At 55.8% G+C, this 22,431-nt stretch carries 15 protein-coding genes; 1 reads left to right on the top strand and 14 read right to left on the bottom strand.

The window, feature by feature from the left end; genetic code table 11:
- Nucleotides 1-45: 45 nt before the first annotated feature.
- From NG653_RS12395 to ruvB, 5 genes are all read right to left on the bottom strand, one after another.
- Nucleotides 46-2,343: an NADP-dependent malic enzyme gene (locus NG653_RS12395; protein ID WP_252742031.1), complete on the bottom strand. Its 2,298-nt coding sequence runs from the start codon at nucleotides 2,341-2,343 to the stop codon at nucleotides 46-48.
- A 266-nt stretch (nucleotides 2,344-2,609) separates the two neighbouring features.
- Nucleotides 2,610-4,328 (bottom strand): sodium:solute symporter, encoded by a 1,719-nt coding sequence (locus NG653_RS12390; protein ID WP_252742030.1) that lies wholly within the window; start codon nucleotides 4,326-4,328, stop codon nucleotides 2,610-2,612.
- A gap of 150 nt (nucleotides 4,329-4,478) precedes the next feature.
- Nucleotides 4,479-5,408, bottom strand: coding sequence for a tRNA epoxyqueuosine(34) reductase QueG (gene queG, locus NG653_RS12385; protein WP_252742029.1), 930 nt, complete (start codon nucleotides 5,406-5,408; stop codon nucleotides 4,479-4,481).
- Between the two features lie 87 nt (nucleotides 5,409-5,495).
- Entirely contained in the window at nucleotides 5,496-6,884 is a 1,389-nt protein-coding gene (locus NG653_RS12380) for a cytochrome P450 (RefSeq protein WP_252742028.1), read from the bottom strand.
- Nucleotides 6,885-6,886: 2 nt separating this feature from the next.
- Nucleotides 6,887-7,921 carry a Holliday junction branch migration DNA helicase RuvB gene (gene ruvB, locus NG653_RS12375; protein ID WP_252742027.1) on the bottom strand — a complete coding sequence of 345 codons (1,035 nt, stop codon included), beginning with the start codon at nucleotides 7,919-7,921 and terminating at the stop codon, nucleotides 6,887-6,889.
- Between the two features lie 182 nt (nucleotides 7,922-8,103).
- Here ruvB and pckA point away from each other — a divergent pair, with 182 nt between their 5' ends.
- Nucleotides 8,104-9,687, top strand: a complete 1,584-nt coding sequence (gene pckA / locus NG653_RS12370; protein WP_252742026.1) for a phosphoenolpyruvate carboxykinase (ATP) — start codon at nucleotides 8,104-8,106, stop codon at nucleotides 9,685-9,687.
- 57 nt (nucleotides 9,688-9,744) lie between these two features.
- On the opposite strand, the gene NG653_RS12365 is transcribed toward pckA, so the two are convergent.
- The 9 genes from NG653_RS12365 to NG653_RS12325 all read right to left on the bottom strand — a co-directional run bounded on the left by NG653_RS12365 (nucleotide 9,745) and on the right by NG653_RS12325 (nucleotide 22,399).
- Nucleotides 9,745-10,581 (bottom strand): GIN domain-containing protein, encoded by an 837-nt coding sequence (locus NG653_RS12365; protein WP_252742025.1) that lies wholly within the window; start codon nucleotides 10,579-10,581, stop codon nucleotides 9,745-9,747.
- A gap of 117 nt (nucleotides 10,582-10,698) precedes the next feature.
- The gene (locus tag NG653_RS12360) at nucleotides 10,699-12,522 is read right to left on the bottom strand and encodes a cytochrome c oxidase subunit I (protein ID WP_252742024.1); all 1,824 of its coding nucleotides are present in this window, start codon (nucleotides 12,520-12,522) and stop codon (nucleotides 10,699-10,701) included.
- Nucleotides 12,523-12,560: 38 nt separating this feature from the next.
- Nucleotides 12,561-13,628 carry a cytochrome c oxidase subunit II gene (locus tag NG653_RS12355; RefSeq protein ID WP_252742023.1) on the bottom strand — a complete coding sequence of 356 codons (1,068 nt, stop codon included), beginning with the start codon at nucleotides 13,626-13,628 and terminating at the stop codon, nucleotides 12,561-12,563.
- 33 nt (nucleotides 13,629-13,661) lie between these two features.
- Nucleotides 13,662-15,002 (bottom strand): quinol:cytochrome C oxidoreductase, encoded by a 1,341-nt coding sequence (locus tag NG653_RS12350; protein WP_252742022.1) that lies wholly within the window; start codon nucleotides 15,000-15,002, stop codon nucleotides 13,662-13,664.
- Nucleotides 15,003-15,015: 13 nt separating this feature from the next.
- Complete coding sequence (locus tag NG653_RS12345; RefSeq protein ID WP_252742021.1) at nucleotides 15,016-15,576, bottom strand: c-type cytochrome; 561 nt, start codon at nucleotides 15,574-15,576, stop codon at nucleotides 15,016-15,018.
- 9 nt (nucleotides 15,577-15,585) lie between these two features.
- Nucleotides 15,586-16,107 carry a DUF3341 domain-containing protein gene (locus tag NG653_RS12340; RefSeq protein WP_252742020.1) on the bottom strand — a complete coding sequence of 174 codons (522 nt, stop codon included), beginning with the start codon at nucleotides 16,105-16,107 and terminating at the stop codon, nucleotides 15,586-15,588.
- A 3-nt stretch (nucleotides 16,108-16,110) separates the two neighbouring features.
- On the bottom strand, nucleotides 16,111-17,835 hold the full coding sequence (locus tag NG653_RS12335; RefSeq protein WP_252742019.1) for a helix-hairpin-helix domain-containing protein: 1,725 nt from the start codon (nucleotides 17,833-17,835) through the stop codon (nucleotides 16,111-16,113).
- A gap of 24 nt (nucleotides 17,836-17,859) precedes the next feature.
- Nucleotides 17,860-20,976 (bottom strand): TAT-variant-translocated molybdopterin oxidoreductase, encoded by a 3,117-nt coding sequence (locus NG653_RS12330; protein WP_252742018.1) that lies wholly within the window; start codon nucleotides 20,974-20,976, stop codon nucleotides 17,860-17,862.
- 28 nt (nucleotides 20,977-21,004) lie between these two features.
- A complete protein-coding gene (locus NG653_RS12325) occupies nucleotides 21,005-22,399 on the bottom strand; it encodes a c-type cytochrome (protein ID WP_252742017.1) in 1,395 nt (464 codons plus the stop codon).
- Nucleotides 22,400-22,431 lie beyond the last annotated feature (32 nt).

The following is a 22,431-nucleotide window of genomic DNA, read 5'->3' as shown; positions in this document are numbered from 1 at the left end:
AATAAATCCGTTTTTTGGCCCCGCTATCCCTTATGGGACGATGAGTCAGGCCTGGGTCATTTTTGCTTTTTTCCGCTTTTCCCGTTCCTGGGCATCGATGACTGCCACGGCGGTCATATTCACGATTTCCTCCACGGAAGTGCCCATCGGAAGTACGTGCACCGCCCTTCGCAGCCCCAGCATAATAGGGCCAATAGTATCGGCTCCCTCCAATTCCTTCAGCAACTTATAGGTGATGTTGGCCGATTCCAGGTTTGGGAAAATCAACGTGTTCACTTTTTTGCCGGCCAGCTTGGAAAAGGGAAACTTTGATTCATTGAGCTTGCGGTTCAGGGCAAAATCGGCCTGGATTTCCCCATCGACAACCAATTCAGGGCTTTCCTCATGCAGGATGCGGATGGCCTCGCGCACCTTTAGGGCATGGGGATGGTCTGAAGACCCAAAGTTGGTATACGACAACAGGGCCATCACAGGGTCAAACCCAAAGGCCTTGGCCAGGTTGGCCGTCATTTGCGCGATGGCTGCCAGTTCCTGGGCCGTGGGGTCGATGATGATGGAGGTATCTGCCAGAAACAAAGGGCCCCTGGAAGTGATCATGATATGGACCGTAGCCGCGCGGCTCACCCCGGCAGACCTACCCACCACTTCGAAGATAGGCTTCACCACAGTGGAGTAGGCCCTGGAATACCCCGATATCATCCCGTCAGCTTCCCCGCCCATGACCATCATGGCCCCGAAATAATTCCGTTCCCGCATTTTGAGGCGGGCCCCGTAAAGGGTGCACCCCTTGCGCTGCCTCCCTTCCCAGTAGCATTTGGCGTAGAAGTCCCTTTTTTCCTGAGACTCTTCCCCGAACTGGTCGATAATGGGGATGTCAGCATCGAATTCCAGTTCCTCCATCAGCCCTTCGATGATGGTGCGGTTCCCCAGCAAAATCGGGTGGGCGATCCCTTCTTCATAGGCAATCTGGGCCGCCTTGAGCACGTCGAGTTGGTCGGCCTCCGCAAAGACGATCCGTTTCGGGTTGGCCTTGGCCCGGCTCATCAGCATGCGGACCACCTTTTTGTCTTCACCCGAGCGCTGCATCAGTTCCGATTCATACCGGTGCCAATCCGTGATCGGCACCCGGGCCACACCGCTTTCCATGGCCGCCCGGGCCACGGCCGGGGGCACGACGGTGATCAGGCGGGGGTCGAACGGCTTGGGGATGATGTATTCGCGTCCGAAGGTCAGGCGGGTCTCGCCATAAGCGATGTTGACCTGCTCGGGCACATGTTCCTTGGCCAGGTCGGCCAGGGCCTTCACGGCTGCCATCTTCATGGCTTCATTGATCTTGGTGGCCCTCACATCCAGTGCGCCCCTGAAAATAAAGGGAAACCCCAGTACATTATTCACCTGGTTGGGGTGGTCGGAACGCCCGGTGGCCATGATCACGTCTTTCCGCGTCCCCACGGCCAGGTCATAGCGGATCTCAGGGTCCGGGTTGGCCATGGCGAAAACGATGGGGTTCTTCGCCATGCTTTTAAGCATTTCGGGGGTCATGATATCGGCGACCGACAGGCCGATAAAGACATCGGCCCCTACCAGGGCTTCTTCCAGGGTGTCAATCTTCCGATGGGTCGCGAATTCGCGTTTTTCCACACTAAGGCCTTCGCGGTCTGCCCGGATCACGCCCTTGCTGTCGAGCATCACGATGTTCTCGTCCCGGGCACCAAAAGCCTTGTACAGGCGGGTGCAGGAAACGGCAGCCGCCCCAGCCCCACTGATGACCAGGGTTACCGATTCCATCTTCTTCCCGGCCAGTTCCAGGGCATTCAGCAGGGCAGCTGCGGAGATGATGGCGGTGCCGTGCTGGTCGTCGTGCATGACGGGGATATCCAGTTCTTCTTTGAGACGGCGCTCGATCTCAAAGGCTTCCGGCGCCTTGATATCTTCCAGGTTGATCCCCCCGAAGGTGGGGGCCATGATTTTGACGGTTTCCACGAACTTATCCACATCGTGGGTATCCAGCTCAATGTCAATCCCGTCGATGTCGGCAAAAATCTTAAACAGCAGGCATTTTCCCTCCATTACGGGTTTGGATGCAGCAGGCCCGATATCGCCAAGGCCCAGCACTGCGGTCCCGTTTGAAATCACCGCGACCATATTTCCTTTGGCCGTGTATTTATACACATGGTCAGGGTTCCTGAAGATTTCCATGCAGGGCTCCGCTACCCCCGGAGAATAGGCCAGGGCCAGGTCCCGTTGCGTGGAATAGGGCTTGGTGGGGACCACCTTTATCTTTCCCGGCTGGGGTTTGGCGTGATACACCAGGGCCTCCCGCCGTCTCTTATAGTTGCTCATGGGTTTGGGTTAGAACTACAAAAGTAAGGGGTTTGGGCCTTTTCTGTACGGGGGATTCGCAAAAGTGGGGCGATTTCACCCAATCCCCCGGGATTGCATTGGAAGTAGTTGTATTCCAATACTTTTTAGCGGAAAGCGGGAGGCCTGTTGGGGAGTTGCAGGGGGTAGGGGTAGGTTTGGGTTGGGGGCGGGAGGGCGGGGGGCCCCGCAGCACAGAGCCCTCGCGGGCTGCATCCCCGTTCACCAAAAAGGTCAACCCCCGGGAACTACCAGAACCAGATCACGATGGCCGCGGTCATCACCAGCAGGATGACCGCCAGGTACCGGTAATTCTGGTACCAGGGCAGGGCCTGCAATTCTTCCGTTTCAGAAGTGAACAATTCCTTTTTATAGGTGTACTCGGCTACCTGCTGCGGGTCGGGTCGTCCGGTGGCCAGGCTTACCCCGATGTGGATGAGCGCACTTACCACAAACAACAGGTTGGCCTTAGCCAGGAAATGGAAATCATTCAGGTAGGGCCACAGGTCCAGGGAAGCCGAAAGGATCATAAAGAGGGCGAAAATACCCCCGAAAATAAGGCTGACAAAAGCCCCCTGGGCATTGGCGCGCTTCCAGAACAGGCCAAGGATAAAGGCAGAGACCACCGGTGGACTGGTAAAGGCAATCACCAGCTGCAGGTACGCCCAGAGGGAATCGCTTACCCTTTCGATAAAGGGCACCCAGGCAGAGGCCAGCACAACCAGGACCAGGGTGGCGATCTGTCCGGCGCGGACCAACTGCTTGCTGGTCAGTTCAGGCTTTAGTTCACGCACAAAATCCATGGTAATCAGGGTGGAGGCTGAATTGAAGGTCGCCGACACCGACGACATCATGGCGGCGAGCAACCCGGCCACCACGAGCCCAAGGATGCCGGCGGGAAGCAGTTGAAAGAGCAGCACCGGATACGTCAGGTTTGGGCAATCGGCCAGGTTTTCACACATCCCCCCGGAAGCGAGGGGATAATTCAACTCTGAAATGTCGAGGGTATTGAACAGCAGCAGGGCCAGGACCCCGGGCACCACCATAATGAAGATCACAGGAAGCTTGAGCAATCCGGCAAAGAGGGCTCCCCACCGGCCATGGTTCAGGTTTTTAGCCCCCAATACGCGCTGCACCATAAACTGGTTATTGGCCCAGAAATAAAAGCCCAGCAGGGCCACCCCGGAAACCAGCCCCCACCAGGGCATAAATTCATCATTGCCCGGGCGTACCAGGCTAAAGGCCTCTTTCGAATTTGATGGGATGTATTTCCCTTCGGCCGCCCGGTCCCTGAATTCCACCTCCCCGGCAGCAAGCATGCCGTCGAGTTTGTCCATCATCAATTCCCATCCCCCGCCGAGCCGGTCAAAAGCAAAATAGGTGAGCAGACACGAGCCGATAATGAGCAGTACCGCCTGGATGACCTCGGTTTGTATCACCGAGTTAAGCCCCCCCGGAATGGTGTAGGCGGCTGCCGCGAGGGCGAGGATAATGATAATGAGGGTGGAACTGATCTCCGGAAAAAGCAGCTTGAGGACTATGCTGCCCACATAAAGCCCGGCGGCGGTATCGACCAGGACATTCCCGATGATGGTAATGAGCGAAAAATAATACCGGGAACGCTTGTCATAGCGTTTTTGCAGGAATTCCGGCATGGTGTACACCCCCGATTTCAGGTAGAACGGGAGGAAGAAGATGGAAAAAAAGATCAGGATTACCACCGCGTACCACTCGTAGTTGTATACGTGGACGTTGGTCTGAAAGCCGTCGGAGGCCAGCCCTACCAGGGTGGAGCTGGAGATATTGGCAGAAAAAAGGGCAATCCCCACAATGGGCCAGGTCATGGTGCGGCCTCCAAGGAAATAATCTTCAGAACTGCTCCGCTTCGATTTGGAAATCCCGTATATAATGATCCCTACCAGGTAGACCACGATCACTACCAGGTCCAGAGTACCTAATCCGCCCATGAATTTTTGATTTAGTTGGTTGAGTTTAGTCAAAAAACGTGGCAATCCCCCTCTGCGGGGGATCGCGTTGCGCCCTCAATATAAAAACTTTATTCCGCTCTGTAAAATCTGAGATTGAATACCGACCTGCCTGTACCGGGGGCTTTCCCCCTACTCCCCCTGGCCCTTCACAAAATCAATGTTTCGTTTCAGGCCCGCAAATTTGGCCCGTTTGACAGCCGATTTTGAAAACACCTGCCGGAAGACCTCCACAGTGAGTTCCTCCCACTCCCTCCGGTCCATGTCGAGGAGGCCTGGGGCCGGGTTGAACCTGGGTTCCCCATGGGGCTTTGAAAATCGGTTCCAGGGGCAGACATCCTGGCAAATATCGCACCCGAATACCCAGTCGTCGAAGGATCCGCTTACAGAAGCGGGGATCTCATTTTTCAACTCTATGGTAAAGTAGGAAATGCATTTGCTCCCGTCAACCACATACGGCTTCACAATAGCCCCTGTCGGGCAGGCCTCCAGGCAGGCCGTACAGGTACCGCAGTGGTCTGTCACCGGGGCATCGGGGGCGAGCTCCAGGTCCACGATCAGTTCTGCAATAAAATAGAAAGACCCTACCTGCCGGGTAAGCAGATTGGCGTTTTTCCCAATCCATCCGAGGCCGCTGCGGGCAGCCCAGGCCTTGTCCAGGACCGGGGCGGAATCCACAAAGGCCCGGCCGTCCACAGCCCCGATTTCCTCGCGGATGAATTCGAGCAATGCGCGGAGCTTGTCTTTGACCACGCGGTGGTAATCTTCCCCGTAGGCATATTTGGAGAGTTTGTACGTGTCCTCCCTTTGCTGCTCCCGGGGAAAATAATTATACAACAGGGAAATGACCGTTCGCGCCCCGGGCACCAGCTTGCGGGGGTCCAGGCGCTTGTCGAAATGGTTTTCCATATAGGCCATTTCCCCGTGCATCCCCTGCCTGAGCCACCGTTCCAACCTTGGGGCTTCTGCTTCCAGGAAGGTCGCTTCCGAGATGCCACAGGCCAAAAACCCGAGGCGTTGGGCCTCGGCTTTTATGGCGACAGCGTTTCTTTCCCTGGACATCCCCGGCTAGATTTGATCCGAAGATACCAAAAATGCGAGGGCAGTTCCCCCTCCAAAACAAGAAAGCAGAAAAGCTAAAGGGGTCGGCTAATGCCTGGGATGCAATTCCAGCAATACCTCGCCCGGCTTCAGGGAAATCAGCGGCACGACCTCCAGGGTCGGGAGCGGGGAGGTAATCCGGTACTTTTTTACCATCCACCCGATGGCCATCACCATTTCGTAGAGGGCAAAATTATTGCCAATACACATCCGGGGGCCCGCCCCAAAGGGGAAGTAATGGGAGGTGAACTCCTTTTTCCTTTCCGGGTCGAACCGATCGGGACGGAAGGACAGGGGGTCTTCCCAAAGGCGGGGGCTGCGGTGAAGTTCGTAAAGACTCACCAGCCAGGTGGTTCCGGCCGGATAGGTGTGTCCCTGCAATTCTTCCGGCCCGAGGGAAACCCGGTCGATCACATAAACCGGCGGAAAGAGGCGCATGGCTTCCTCCACGCATTGCTGGGCAAACCCAAGGCCCCTTATCCATTGATCGATGTTGCCTGGGTCAAAATCCAGGGATGCCACACTCTGGTAAAGCCTTTCCTGTATCTCCGGGTGCCGGGCGAGGAGGTACAGGGTAAAACTCAGGGCATTGGCGGTTGTCTCGTGCCCGGCCGTAAAAAGGATCAGGACCTCATCGATCAGTTGTTTCCTGGGCATGGGGGAACCATCGTCGTACCGGGCTTCCAGCAGCATGTCGAGCAAATCGCCCTGAGACGCCCCGCTTTGGACCCGCTCCTCGATCAACCGGTCAAGCAACCCCCGCCCCTCCTCTGCGTAGTCCAGGTGGCGGCGGATTTGTCCTGACATTCGGAACCACCATTTCAAATAGGGCTGCCGCATTTCACGGATCAGCATGCGCTGGTTCGTTTCGGTGATTTCCTGCAAGCGCTTCATGTCGTCCCGGAGGTTTCCCGCACTGAAAAGCGACCGGGCCACCACCTGGAAAGCCAGGTCGCTCATGCGCGGAAATACATCCATCGGCCGGCCTACCGGCAGGCCCGATAATTCTGAACGAATTGCCCCGAACATTATCCCCAGCAAGCCCCTGAGGGCATCTTTGTGGAACGCCGGTTGTATCATCTTGCGATGCCTGCGCCAGTACTCCCCTTCACTGGTCAGGATGCCGTGCCCAATGTATTTGGCCAGATCGCGGGTCTGAAGGGGCGATTTGCGGTAATTCCGGTGGTTCTTTTGCAGGATGTTGCGGGCAATCAGGGGGTCGCGGGTGAAAACGACCCTTGAATCCGGCCCGATCCAAACCATGAAAGTATCGCCATGGGCTTCAAAATTTTCGTGGTGGAACGGCAGGGGGTTTTTGAGGATCCGCTTGCGGTTTTTAAGTACCGTCCACAGGGAAACTGCATGGATGGGCGGATTTCCGGCCCCGGAAAGGGGTTTACTTGCGGTTTCCTGCTGTGGGGCCTGGTTTTCTGACATCGCTATCCCTGCTCAGGGAACAGGCCGGGCTGCACCCCTCCCTTAAACCGGCCCAGGTGCCGGTAGGCGAGTTCCGTGACCTCCCTTCCCCTCGGGGTACGCTGGATAAAGCCCTGCTGGATGAGGAAAGGTTCATATACTTCTTCAATGGTTTCCGCGTTTTCCGAGACGGCTGTGGCCAGGGTACTGATCCCCACGGGGCCACCCTTGAATTTATCGATGATGGTGGCCAGGATCTTGTTGTCCATTTCGTCGAGCCCATAGGCGTCTACATTAAGCGCCTTCAGGCCATACCGGGATATTTCCAGGTCAATCCGCCCATTGCCCTTGATCTGTGCAAAATCGCGGATACGCCGCAGCAGCGCATTGCAGATCCGGGGGGTCCCCCGGCTGCGACCGGCGATCTCTATGGCGGCCTCGTGTGAGATCGGCACTTTCAGGATATCGGCGGAACGCTCCACAATGGCAGCCAGCAATTCGGTGTTGTAGTATTCCAGGCGGCTGGCAATACCAAAGCGGGCTCTCATGGGGGCGGTCAGCAGCCCCGACCGGGTGGTGGCCCCCACCAGGGTAAAGGGGTTCAGGTGGATTTGCACCGAGCGGGCATTGGGCCCTGTTTCGATCATGATATCGATCTTGAAATCCTCCATGGCAGAGTAGAGGTATTCCTCCACCACCGGGCTCAGGCGATGGATTTCGTCGATGAACAAAACATCCCTGGTTTCCAGGTTGGTAAGCAGCCCGGCCAGGTCTCCCGGCTTGTCCAGGACCGGCCCGGAGGTCACTTTCAGGCCTACCCCCAGTTCATTGGCCAAAATATGGGCCAGGGTGGTCTTCCCCAGGCCCGGGGGGCCGTGCAGGAGGGTATGGTCAAGGGCCTCCTTCCGGAGGTTGGCCGCCTGCACGAACACCTTGAGGTTGTCCAGGACCTTCTCCTGCCCTGCAAAGTCATCAAAAGACAGGGGTCGAAGGGCGCGCTCTATATCGAGTTCCTCCTGGGAAAAATGTTCTGCCGTGGGGTCAAGATGCTCATTCATTGCCAAACAAAGATAGGAAAACCCCTCCGCACTAGTGCGAAGCTTTTGGCCCTATTTCCTTGAACGGCGTTGATATTTGTCATACTTTTCGGGACATTTTTTTCGCTCCTTTGCAAAAGGTTCCGGCTTTCCGGCTGGCCTGGGCGTCCTGTGAAATTTATTAATCGCCAAATCAGGTATCTATGGCAACTTTCAACCTAACCCAGTATGGGATTTCCGTTGGGGAAGTCCACCGAAACAGCAGTATCCCCATGTTATACGAAATCGGCCTGCGCAGTGAAGCCGGAACGGCCATTTCCGATGTAGGGGCCTTATTGGTCTACTCAGGGGAAAAAACCGGCCGGAGTCCCAAGGACAAACGCATCGTCAGGCATCCCGATTCGGAAAACAACATCGACTGGGGCGATGTCAACATCGGCCTGGACGAAAACACCTTCTTCGTCAACAGGGAACGGGCCATCGATTACCTCAACATTTGTGAACGCCTTTTTGTGGTCGATGCCTTTGCGGGGTGGGACCCCAAATACCGCATTAAGGTGCGCATCATTTGTACCCGGGCATACCACGCCCTTTTTATGCAAAACATGCTCATCATGCCCACCGCAGCCGAGCTGAAAGATTTCGGGACCCCTGATTATGTGATCCTGAATGCAGGAGGGTTCCCGGCAAACTCCTACACCTCCCACATGACTTCCAAAACCTCGGTGGATGTACACCTGGAGCGGCAGGAAATCGTGATCCTGGGAACCCAGTATGCGGGGGAAATGAAAAAGGGCATTTTCTCCGTGATGAACTACCTGATGCCGCTTCAGGACGTACTGCCCATGCACTGTTCGGCCAACGTCGGGGCCGGGGGCGACGTCACTTACCTCTTTGGCCTGTCGGGGACCGGGAAGACCACCCTGAGCGCAGACCCCAAGCGAAAACTGATCGGGGATGACGAACATTGCTGGACCGATGAAGGCACCTTCAATATAGAGGGCGGCTGCTACGCCAAAGCCATTAACCTTTCCGCAGAAAATGAACCCGATATTTTCAATGCCATTCGTTTCGGAACGGTTCTGGAAAACCTGGTTTATGACAAAGAGACCCGCGAGGTCGATTATACAGACACCTCCATTACCGAAAATACCCGGGCCTCCTACCCGATCCGGTTCATTGAGAATGTACAGATCCCCTGCGTGGCAGGACATCCAAAAAACATCATCTTCCTGACCTGTGACGCTTTCGGGGTGCTTCCACCGGTGAGCAAGCTCACCCCGGAACAGGCCAGCTACCATTTTATTTCGGGTTATACCGCCAAGGTGGCGGGTACGGAAATGGGGGTTACAGAACCCCAGGCCACCTTCAGCGCCTGCTTCGGGGCTGCATTCATGATGTGGCACCCCAACAAGTATGCGGAGTTACTGGCCAGCAAGATGAAGGAACACCAGGTGAAGGCCTGGCTCGTGAACACGGGATGGACCGGAGGCGGCCATGGGGTCGGTTCCCGGATCAAGCTCAAATACACCCGGGCCATGATCGATGCCATCCACAACGGGGATTTTGAGGCGGTATCTTACGCAAAAGACGATGAGTTCGGGTTTATGGTCCCCCAGGCCTGCCCGGGTGTGCCCGAAGCCCTGCTGAACCCGAGAAATACCTGGGACGACCAAAAGGCCTATGACGCCACCAAATCCAAGCTGGTAGCCCTGTTCCGGAAAAACTTCCAGAAATATGAGGCCGGGGTAAACGCCGACATCATTGCAGCGGGCCCCAATACCTGACAGGCCGACCAATTCCCCGGGAGGGCTTCCTTCCGGGGTTTTACATTTGTAAGGACGTTATTCCGGAGCCTTATGGAGTTCCGCCCTGTCGCGGAATCCGGGGATTTCGATTGCGGGCTGCCCGTATACGAAAAGGCGGGAATCCCCGCTGCCTTCATAGCGGAGGACGTCCAGGGCCCTTATGCGCCCATTGGACGATTCGCCCAGGGTAACCGATACAACCCTGGCTTCGAGGGCGCGAGCATCGAGTCGGGTATTTCCTGAAAGCGTCGCCTGCATTTCGGGGCTATCTCCTTCCAGGACCAGAGAAGCGCTTTGGGTTAGCGCCAGCGCAAGGCCTCCACCTTCGGAATACAGGTGGGCGTCGGCCCGGTCGGCTGCCCTTATGGCCACCGAATCGGCCCTAAGGCGCAGATCTGCAGAGGCATTTCCTTCCAGGTCCACCGACACTATGGTGCCATGGACCTCGAGTGTGGCCTTTCCCACCTCCATGACCCCGAGCCTGATTTGATCGGCCTTCAGCGGATCCGAGGTGGTAAGGTTTCCCGCGGTTACCCGTATCGATTCCAGGTGGGTGTAACTCAGGGTAAGGTCGAGCTGCTTCTTTGCGGTAATGTTGTAAAAGGAGGCAATCCGGAGGGTATCGCCGTCCAGGTCGAACCTCAGGATATCCACCAGGTTGTCGTCGGCATCAATCCGAACCCCTTCCGAGGCCCCGGCCCTTAGGCGTACTTCAAGGTCGTCTTCCAGGACCAGATGGGAAAAAGGCGGAAGTTCCCTGTCGACGGAAACCACCGTCCGGCTTCCCCGGATACGAGGTTTTCGCTGACCAAGCGCAGGGGTGGCCAGCAGGAGGGAGCAAAGGACAACCCCAAAGGAGATCAGGTTTTTCATGGTATTGAGCCTTCTTTGGATTAAAGATATCACAATTCGGCAAAACGGAGCGGTTTTCCCAAAAAACAGGAAAAGCCCACAGGGTGGGCTTTTCGATGCGTATCAGGCGAAGAGGGGCTAGTGCTGCAATTCCTCTTCCCCTTCCTGCAATGGGATGTGCTGGGGCACAAAGTCCTGTCCCTTAAGGATATACTCCCCATTGTCGTAGGTCTTGCTGTAGTCATAACACCAACGGTGTACCTCGGGGATCTCCCCTGGCCAGTTCCCGTGGATATGTTCCTGGGGGGCCGTCCATTCCAGGGTGGTGGCATTCCAGGGGTTTTGCGGGCCCCGCTCGCCGTAGAACATACTGCGAATAAAATTGTAAAGGAAGATCAGCTGGGCCCCGGCCGTAATTATCGCAAAAACGGTCATCAGCACCTGTACGTCCACCAGTTCATCGAACATGGGGAACGCAGTGTTCTCATAATACCTCCTGGGAACGCCGGCCATCCCCACGAAGTGCATGGGGAAGAAAACGCCATAGGACCCCACTGCCGTGATCCAGAAATGGATATATCCCAGGTTTTTGCTCATCATCCGGCCCTGGAACATTTTGGGGAACCAGTGGTATACCCCGGCAAAGAGTCCGTAAAGGGCAGAGATCCCCATAACCAGGTGGAAGTGGGCGACCACGAAATAGGTGTCGTGTACATTGATGTCCAGGGTACTGTCACCCAGCACGATCCCGGTAAGACCCCCGGTGATGAAGGTAGATACCATCCCTATGGAAAAGAGCATGCCCGGGTTGAGCTGCAGGTTTCCTTTCCAGAGGGTGGTAATCCAGTTAAAGGCCTTTACCGCGGAAGGGATGGCAATCAAAAGGGTGGTAAAGGTAAATACCGACCCCAGGAAGGGGTTCATCCCGGAAATAAACATATGGTGTCCCCATACAATGGTGGAGAGGAAGGCGATAGCCAGGATGGAGGCGATCATAGCGCGGTATCCGAAGATGGGCTTGCGCGCATTTACGGACATCACTTCCGAAACAATCCCCATGGCGGGCAGGATTACGATGTAAACCTCGGGGTGTCCGAGGAACCAGAAGAGGTGCTCATAAAGTACCGGGGAGCCTCCCTGGTAGTGCAAGACCTCTCCCTGGATGAAAATATCAGAAAGGAAAAAGGAGGTCCCGAAGCTGCGGTCCATAAGCAACAACAGGGCTGCCGAAAGGAGGACGGGGAAGGAAATTACCCCGATGATAGCGGTCACGAAAAACGCCCAGATCGTAAGGGGCAGGCGGGTCATCGACATACCCTTGGTCCGGAGGTTGATAACGGTGACAATATAGTTCAGGGAACCCAGCAGGGAGGAGGCGATGAAAATGGCCATCGACACCAGCCACAGGGTCATCCCCATTCCCGATCCGGGCTGTGCCATGGGCAGGGCACTCAGGGGCGGGTATATGGTCCATCCCGCAGCGGCAGGGCCGGCTTCCACGAAAAGTGAAATGACCATGATGACGCTGGAGGTGAAGAACATCCAGTACGACAACATGTTCAGGAAACCGGAGGCCATATCGCGGGCCCCGATCTGCAGGGGGATCAGCAGGTTGCTAAAGGTACCGCTCAACCCGGCAGTAAGCACGAAAAACACCATTATGGTGCCGTGTATGGTTACCAGGGCAAGGTAAATGTCAGCGTCCATGACACCCCCGGGGGCCCATTTGCCAAGCAGCGCCTCAAAAATCGGGAACGACTGCCCGGGCCAGGCCAACTGCATGCGGAACAGCAGCGACATGGCGATACCGATGATCCCCATGATCAACCCCGTAATGAGGTACTGTTTGGAGATCATTTTGTGATCCTGGCTGAAGATGTATTTGGTTACAAACGTCTCTTTGTGGTGGTGCCCGTGGTCATGGGCGTGATCATCTGCCACTGCGTGTGCTTGTACTGACATAATCCTTTGGTTTTATTCCTTTTCTAGCTAATTTTTTTTTACGGTTGCATGGAGGCCATGGTCTGCCCGAACGTCTGCTGGCTTTCGATCCAGGCCTGGTATTCCTCCTCGGTCTCCACGACAATTTTTAACTGCATGTTGTAGTGCGACTTGCCACAGATCTTGTTGCACAACAGCACGTAGTCGAATTCCCAGGGGTCCGAATTCGGTTCCCCGGCGGCAGCCCTTTCTGCACGGAGGGCATTGGTGCGCTGCACTTTATCAATGATCTCCGGTCGCTGCCTCATCTCCGCCGTGGTTACGGTGGGGGTGAAGGAGAATTCGGTGACCATGCCGGGCACACAGTTCATCTGGGCCCGGAAATGCGGCATATACGCCGAGTGTAGCACATCCTGGGAGCGGAACTTGAAATTCACTTTCCGCCCGACCGGAAGGTGGAGTTCTTTTACGAGGATGTCATCGACCCCATTGGGATCGGACTCATCCAGCCCCAGCACGTTTGCCCGGTCGATATCGATCAGGCGGACGTTCGCCTCCCCCAGTACGTTGTCGGCGCCCCCGTAGCGGGCCGTCCAGTTGAATTGCTGGGCATAAAGCTCCACGATCAGCGGATCGTCCTCATCATTGATGTCCATAATGCTCGTCCAGGTATAAAGCCCCCAGAGGATCAACCCTGCAAGCACGATCACCGGGATAATGGTCCATATGAATTCCAGCCGGTCGTTATCGGCAAAGAACAATGCTTTCCTGCCCTCCTCTCCCCGGTACTTGAATGCAAAATAATGCAGCAGCGCCTGGGTGATGATCTGTACGATAAAAATAATAACAAATGTCCACAACATTAGGGAATCGTATTCCCCCCCGTGTTCACTGGCCGCTTCAGGCAGGATAAACTTGCCGTATTTCCAGAAGCTGAAAATGGTGATGCCGTATATGAATACCAGGAAGAGGAACATCAGGTAGCCGTTGTACCTGTTGTCTTCCTCAGTGGCTACTTCCGAATTTCCCGCTTTAGCTCTTACCTGTGATAATTCAAAGATTTTGGTCATTTGCCAGATGGCAATGGCCACCAAAACTAAAACCGTGATCGTCAAAAATGCTGTCATTGTGTGAACGGATATGATTCGCTATGGATTCGTTTAATAGTGGAATTGGCGGCTTTCTTCAATAAACGGGTTGCGCGTCGGTTGGAGGGGCGCCTTGGTCAGGGCACGGAAAACCCAGAAAATAAAGGCCCCCGCAAAAAAGAGCACGGCGCCGATTTCCGGGATGCCGATATACCACTGGTCCCCTACGGTCGCAGGCATTACCATGTTGAAAACATCCAGGTAATGACCTAAAAGTACAACTATTCCGGTCATGATCACAAACCAGTTAAGCCGCTTGTAATCGCTGTTCATCAGCACCAGCAGCGGGAAAATAAAGTTCATGGCCAGCATGCCCCAGAAGGGCAGGGTGTACTGTTCGATCCGGGTTACAAAATAGGTCACTTCCTCCGGGATATTGGCATACCAGATGAGCATGAACTGGGCAAACCAAAGATAGGTCCAGAAAATGCTGATGCCAAACATAAACTTGGCCAGGTCGTGGATATGGCTGTTATTGACATCGGGCAGGTACCCCCTTGACTTCAGGTAAATGGTTACCATGGCAATCACGGTAATGCCGGAAACAAACATGCTTGCAAATACGTACCATCCGAAGAGGGTGCTGAACCAGTGCGGGTCAAGGCTCATGATCCAGTCCCATGACATCATGGATTCGGTTACCAGGTAGAAGACCAGGAACCCGGCGGACCACCGGAAATTCTTTTTGAAATTGCTGTTGTCGTCAGCAGCGTCCTGGGCCAGGGAAAGCCGGCGCGATACTTCGCGGTAAGCGATCCATCCGCCAAGGAATATGGCTGCGCGGACCAGGAAGAAGGTGGGGTTCAGGTACCCTGCCTTGCCCTGGAGCAATTCGTCGTGGGCCACGGTTTCTGCATCCATCCAAACAAAGAGGTGGTTCATATGGAGTACGGACAATACTAGGAACACAAACAGTACAATGCCGCCAGGCACCAGCCAGGCAGTGATACCTTCCATTACACGGAACAACAGGGGGGACCATCCGGCCTGGGCCGCCCGTTGAATGGCATAAAATGCAAGTACCCCAAGGGAAATCATAAAGAAAAAGAAGATGGCGACATACATGGCCGCCCAGGGACGGTTCTGCAGCTGGTGCAACAGGTGTTCATCGTGGTCTGCGCCGTGGGCTTCCTCCCCATGGGCCTGGTCGGCATGGGCCGTTCCATGTGCGGCAGCGCCATCAGCAGCTGCAGCGGCATGGTCCCCTCCGTGGCCATCCCCGTGGGAAGCCACCATGGCCCTGGCTTCTTCCACCGTGGAAGGGGCAGATACAAATCCAATGGCCATCCCCAGAAGCCCGAGGGCCATCAACACCAGGGATCCGATTTTAAGTCTGTTCGAGAAGGTATACATCTGCAATGCTGCTTTATTTTGTTAAGTCTTCCTTGAGTTTCATCACATATTCAGAAACCTGCCAGCGCTCTTTGTGGTTCAATTGGTTCGCGTAAGAGCCCATCGAGTTGAGCCCGTAGTAGATTACATGATAAGTGCCCCCGACCGTGATGTTCCTGGCGGCGTCTGCGTAAGAGGGTACCCCGAGGATCTTTTCACGTTGCACCAGGGTGCCCTTCCCGTCGCCTTTGGCCCCGTGGCAGATGGCACAGTATATATCGTAGAGTTGTTTTCCCACGGCAAGGTTTTCCTCCCGCTGCAGGGAATCGAGAGGGCTTGCCGCCAGGCGGGAAGCGTCCTTGCCCTCGGGGGTATTCTCAAAGGCATAGGGAACCAGGCCCCTGGAGATGGTATTTTCCACGGGGATCATCGCCTCGGTGCCCTCCGGGAGCCAGTCTACCTTTTCGTAGGTCTCGTAGCCGACGGACTCATACATATTGGGCATATACTGGTAGTTGGGCTGGTTGTTGTCCTGGCAGGACGCCAGCACCAGCACCAGTATAATTACCCCTGCTGAAATAAGCGTGTTCTTCATCGTTCAGAATTACTTTTCGACACTATTGATTTCTACGGCACCGGTTTCCCTGAGCAGGGCCGTCAGGCCAGCCTCATCGCCGTGTACCTCCACTTCCATGATAAAATGGTCGTCGGTACTCCTGGGGTCCGGGTTCTCCGCTTTTTTGAAGGGCCACAGGCGGCTCCTCAGGTAAAAGGTTATCACCATCAGGTGGGCGGCAAAAAACACCGTCATCTCAAACATTACCGGCACAAAGGCAGGCATGTTTTCGATATAGCTGAAACTGGGTTTCCCCCCGATATCCTGGGGCCAGTCCTGGATCATGATGTAGTTCATCATCACGATGGCCACAGTGAGCCCAAGGCAGCCATACATAAAGGAGGTAATGGCGATGCGGGTGGGTGCCAGTCCCATGGCCTTGTCGAGTCCGTGGACCGGGAACGGGCAGTACACCTCTTCGATGTGGTGCCGGGCGGCCTTTACTTTCTTTACCGCCTGCATCAGCACGTCATCGTCATTGTAATACGCGTGAATCACTTTAGATGCCATAACCTATTTCTTTTCGTTTAAGCGTTTCGCCTGTCCGGCCCAGTCGTCTCGTTGTGCCCTGCCGGGGAATGACCCGGTAAGGGAGTCGAGCAGGTCATATTCCCTTTCTGTCATCCGGCTGACCTGCCCAAAGGTAAAGATGCCGATCTGGTTAAGGGTTTGTTCCATTTGCGGGCCCACTCCCTTGATCTTTTTCAGGTCGTCCGGGGTTTCCGTGGCGGCATCGAAGACCCCCAGGGTTCCCAGCAGGGCGCCAATTTTCTCCTGGTCGCCTGCGGCGGGGGCTGAAGGCTTTCCGCCACCCTGTTTTACCGCAGCCGTTGCAGGCATCTGGTAAAGGGGTTTGCCGGCATCCCTAAGCTTCTTGTACCGCTCCCCGGAAGATTTCAGGATGGACTTCACCTCCGCCTGGGCGATGACCGGGAAGGTCCTGGCATACAGGAGGAAGAGGACGAAGAAAAAGCCGATAGTGCCTATAAAGATGCCGATATCGACAAAGGTCGGGGAAAACATGGTCCAGGAAGACGGCAGGTAATCGCGGTGGAGGGAAGTCACAATGATCACAAACCGTTCAAACCACATCCCGATGTTTACCACAATTGAAATGATAAAAGACACCATAATGCTGGTACGGATCTTTTTGAACCACATGACCTGGGGCGAAACCACGTTGCAGGTCATCATCAGGGTATACGCCCACCAGTAAGGCCCGGTGGCCCGGTTCAGGAACGCGTACTGTTCGTACTCCACCCCGGAATACCAGGCGATGAACAGCTCGGTGATGTAAGCACACCCGACAATGGACCCGGTAATCATGATCACGATGTTCATCAGCTCGATGTGCTGCACGGTGATATAGGCCTCAAGGTTGCTCACCTTCCGCATGATGATCAGCAGGGTCTGCACCATGGCAAAGCCGGAGAAGATGGCCCCGGCCACAAAATAAGGGGGGAAGATGGTCGTGTGCCATCCCGGGATGACCGAGGTGGCAAAGTCAAAGGATACAATGGTATGAACGGAAAGTACAAGGGGGGTGGCCAAACCGGCGAGGACCAGGGAAACCTCCTCAAAACGCTGCCAGTCTTTGGCCCGCCCGGTCCAGCCAAAACTCACCAGGCTGTATATTTTCTTCTGGAAAGGCTTTACCGCGCGATCGCGGATCATGGCAAAGTCGGGCAACAGCCCGGTCCACCAGAACACCAGGGAAACCGAAAGATAGGTGGATATCGCAAAAACGTCCCAAAGCAGGGGGGAGTTGAAATTCACCCAAAGGGATCCGAACTGGTTGGGGATAGGGAGGACCCAGTACGCCAGCCATGGACGTCCCATGTGGATGATGGGGAACAGCCCGGCCTGGATCACCGAGAAGATGGTCATTGCCTCAGCGGAACGGTTGATCGCCATCCTCCACTTCTGGCGGAACAGCAGCAATACGGCTGAGATCAGGGTTCCAGCGTGGCCGATACCCACCCACCAGACGAAGTTGGTAATGTCCCAGGCCCAGTTCACGGTGCGGTTGAGTCCCCAGGTACCTATCCCGGTGGAAACGGTATAGATGATACACCCGACCCCCCAAAGAAAGGCGGCCAGCGCGATGGAAAATACTATCCACCAGTGCTTGTTGGCCCTTCCCTCCACCGGGGCTGCAATGTCTACCGATACCTCGTGGTAGCCCTTATCACCCAGCACAAGGGGCTTGCGTATTGGTGCTTCGTAATGCGACGCCATATCTAGTATTCGTTTCTTAAGTTGTTATGCTTCGTTTGTGTTTCGGACCTTAACGTGATAGAACACATTGGGCTTGGTCCCCACATGCTCCAGGAGGTGGTACATCCTTTCGCTTTCTTTAAGCCTGGCCACCTCGCTCTCAGGGTTATTGACGTCCCCGAAAACGATAGCCCCGCTGCTGCACGCATTGGAACAGGCGGTCTGGAATTCCTCATCCCTGACCTCGCGGCCCTCGCGCTTCGCATCCAGGATGGCCTTCTGGGTCATTTGGATACACCAGGAGCATTTTTCCATCACCCCACGCGAACGGACGTTTACATCCGGATTGAGGACCATCTTGCCGAGGTCGTTGTTCATGTGGAAGTCGAATTCGTCGTTGTCGCTGTACAGGAACCAGTTGAAGCGGCGCACCTTGTACGGGCAGTTGTTTGCGCAATAGCGCGTACCCACGCAACGGTTGTAGGCCATGTGGTTGTGCCCCTGGCGGCTGTGGACCGTGGCGGCCACCGGACAAACCGTTTCACAGGGCGCATGGTTGCAGTGCTGGCACATCACCGGCTGGAATGCCACCTGCGGGTTGGCCGCAGGGTCTTCCATTTCCTCAAACCCGGATTTGGACTCGAAAGCCCCCGAAAACCCGTCTTTCTTCAGGTTATCGGCCTCAAAAGTCTCCTCGGAAGAGTAATACCGGTCTATCCGCAGCCAGTGCATGTCGCGGGAACGGCGGATTTCCTCCTTCCCTACCACCGGCACGTTGTTCTCGGCGCTACAGGCGATGACGCATGCCCCGCAACCGGTACAGGCGTTCAGGTCGATGGACATGTTGAAATGGTGCCCTATGGAGCGGTCAAAGCTATCCCAGAGGTCGACGGTTGTGGCGGGGACTTCCTGGTGGTCCAGGGATACCTGGGGAACCGGGTTCCATTCGGCGGCCTCCAGGGTATTGAAATCCTCCAGGGTCGTTTCCTTGATGATGTCGCCGCGACCCATCAATGTTTTATGGAGCTGTACACAGGCAAACTCGTGCATGCCGTCAGCCTTTTTGAGGGCAACGGACTGGATGGCATTAAAATCCTGGTACAGGGGGAAGGCATTTACCCCGGTCTGCATCTCCTTCTTCATGCCGACCGCACGGCCGTATCCAAAGGAAAGCCCCACGGTGCCCTCTGCCTGCCCCGGCTGGATGATTACAGGTACCCTGTTCAGGGTGACCCCATTGACGTCGAGGTCCACATAGCTCCCGTCCATACCCCCGTTGGCCACGTGGGTATTGACCAGGCCGAGGTCACTGGCGTCTTTTTTGGAAATAGTAATATAGTTATCCCAGGAGACCCGGGTAATGGGGTCGGGGAACTCCTGCAGCCAGGGGTTTCCGGCCTGTCGGCCATCGCCCATGCCCACTTTGGGATACATCACCAGGCTCATCCCGGCATCTGCAGCCCCGGCAAGGCGGCGCACTGCAGCAGCTACAGAAACCTGGCCGGCGGCCTCGCTTGCTGACCCGGTTTCCTTATCGGCGGGTCCTGCTGGCATTTTCGGGTCGGCTTCCGGGGCAGCACTTGTGTAAACCCCGTCATGGAGCGCCTGGCTCCATTCCGCTCCGCCCAGGATGCTTTCGCCCCAGGTTTCCCGGATAAAATCGTAATAGGTGGTTTCGGCGTCCATCCAGTTCAGCAGGCACTGCTGGAACTGACGGGTATCGAAAAGTTCCCGGATCACGGGCTGCATCAGGCTATAGTGCCCTTTTTTGAACTCTGCATCGCCCCAGGATTCCAGGTAATGGTTGGCTGCCCCGGCGAAGGTGGTGTGCTGGGTGGTCTCATTCTGGTTGGTCGAAAATGCCACCGAAATATCGACCTTCGAAAGGCCTTCAATAAATTCCCCGGCATTCGGGAGGGAGTACGCCGGGTTTACCCCATCCATGATCAGGGCGCCCACCTTCCCAGCATTCATATCGGCAACCAGCTGGCTGAGTTTCCGGGCGTTGCCCTGGCGCACATAGCGGGGAGCCGCCACATCAAAGGCCTGGCTGCCCAGCATTTCATTGATGGCCAGGACGACTGCCTGTGCATCCGGGTCGTCGAGCCCGCAAAGGACCACAGCCTTTCCAGGCGCCTTTCCAATCTGGCTAACCACAGCCTCCAGGGCCCGGGTCGCCTTTTCGGGCAATTCTCCCCCGGCCGCGCTGCCATTGAGGCGGGCATAGAGGTGGGCCAGGGCTACTTTTTGCCTGGCCGGGGTAAGGGGGATCCGTTGATCCGCATTGGCCCCGGTTAAGGACATGTTGGCTTCAAACTGCACGTGGCGCGACATTTTTCCATTTTGTGGGACGCGCCCTTTGCTGTACCCGCTGTCGTATCCGCCCCCCTGCCAGTCACCCAGGAAGTCGGCCCCGAAAGAAACGATCAGCTCGGCTTTGGAAAGGTCGTAATCGGCCAGTGCCCTTTCCCCGTATCGGGCTTCGAAGGCGTTCAGGGCTGCATCGTCGGAAACGGCATCGTACACCACATGGGTAACGTTCTCATACGCCTCAGCAAACCTGCTGATCAGGCGTTTTGCCGAAGGGCTCGCATAAGTTTGGGTAAGCAGGGCGATTTGCCTGCCTGTTCCCCTCAATCCCGCAAGTTTGGATTTAACCCCGGCATCGAGGGCGTCCCATTCCACGGGTTCCCCCTTGGCCGTGGGGCCCTGCATCCGGGTACTGTCGTAGAGGGAAAGGACGGAAGCCTGTATCCGGGCATTGGTGCCGCCCATCACCCGCGCCTCCTTGTTCCGCTCGATCTTTATCGGGCGCGATTCCCGGGTTTTCACCAGGATGCTGGCAAAATCAAACCCGTCAGCGATTGTGGTGGCGTAGTAGTTGGCCACCCCGGGGATAATGCGCTCGGGCTGGAAGACGTAAGGAATGGATTTATGGACCGGGCCCTCACAAGCCGCCAGGGATGCCGCCGCTGTACTGAAGCCCACATATTTGAGGAAATCCCTCCTGCTGGTTTGGGCAGAAGCGAGTTGTTGCTTGTCCCCCAGGAACTCATCCACCGGGATTTCTTCCGGGAATTCGTTTTGTTTCAGCGCCTCAACAATGGAATCGTTTGGGGATAGTTCCGCCTCACTCTTCCAGTATTTTTTGTTTGATGCCATAGGATTGGTTGTAATTAACTCCTTGTTGTTAGTAGTGACACTTTCCGCATTCCAGGCCTCCCATCTGGGCAGCTGTTACTTTTTCCACCCCGTATTTCTTGGCCAGCTCGGCGTGGATCTTTTCGTAATAATCATTGCCCTCCATCTGCACGTCGGTTTCCCGGTGGCAATTGATGCACCACCCCATGGTCAGGGGCGAATACTGGTACATGATTTCCATTTCCTCTACCGGGCCATGGCAGGTCTGGCATTCGATTTTGCCCACTGTTACGTGCTGGGCGTGGTTGAAATAGGCGAAGTCGGGCAGGTTGTGGATGCGCACCCATTCCACCGGCTGGGTTTCCCCGGTGTACTGCTGGTTTTCTTCATCCCAGCCGACAGCCTTGTACAGTTTTTTGATCTCGTTGGTATAGAACTCATTGGTATAGCCCATAGCCAGGTCCTCGGCAGACGGCCCTTCGGGGTTTCCCTTGTACTCGTAGATCGACTTGTGGCAGTTCATGCACACGTTAAGGGAAGGGATGCCGGAATGTTTTGAAACCCGGGCAGAGGAGTGGCAATAATTGCAATCGATCTTGTTGTCGCCGGCGTGGATTTTGTGGGAATAGTGGATCGGCTGGATGGGCGCATAGCCCTGGTCCACCCCTACCTGCATCATCCATCCATAGGCAAAATATGCAGCCCCCAGCATCAGGAAAATCACACTGACCAGCACCAGGAACTGGTTTTGAGCAAAGGCTTTCCAAAGGGGCAGGCCTTTTTCTGCCTTTTCCCGCTCCAGTACCACGCCATTCGCTTCAGCGATCCGGCGAAGGGTGCGGTTTACCAAAATCAGCATCATTACCAGCAGGGCAAAAACCATGGCCAGGGCCCCGAGGATCAACTCATTGGAAACCCCGCCGGAGGCGCCGGCATCCGTTTGGGCCCCGGCTGCGGCCGCAGCCGGGGCTGCAGGGGCAGGAGGGGTGGCCTCCGTATAGGCCAAAATGTCATTGATGTCCTGGTCGGAAAGGGTCGGGAAGGCAGTCATGGCTGCCTGGTTGTACTCCTCATAGATGCGGTTGGCATAGGCATCCCCAGAGGCAATCATGCCCGAACTGTTCTTGATCCAGGCATAGATCCATTCGCAATCAAGGCCTTCCTCCTCGATAAGGCGGGAAGCCACATTGGCCAGGGCCGGGCCCGTCATTTTGCGATTCAGGGCATGGCAGGCCGCGCAGTTCTGGTTAAACAATTGCTTCCCCTTGTCCGGGTCCCCCGGACCGCAGGGCCCTTCTTCACCGGCAGCTGTAGCCTCAGCCGCAGCAGCCTGGTCGGAAGCAGCATCGTCTTGGGCGTAAAGGGAAGGTGAGAAAAGGAAAGTAACTACTAAACAAAAACCAAAAAGTGCGGATAACTGATGGCGGTTGAGAACCTTTTTCATGAGTTGCTGTTCAATATTTTTCCTTGTGGCTG

This window comes from Robiginitalea marina (assembly GCF_024006985.1).
Taxonomy (GTDB): domain Bacteria; phylum Bacteroidota; class Bacteroidia; order Flavobacteriales; family Flavobacteriaceae; genus Robiginitalea; species Robiginitalea marina.
This window is presented reverse-complemented; position numbering and strand designations above follow the sequence as displayed.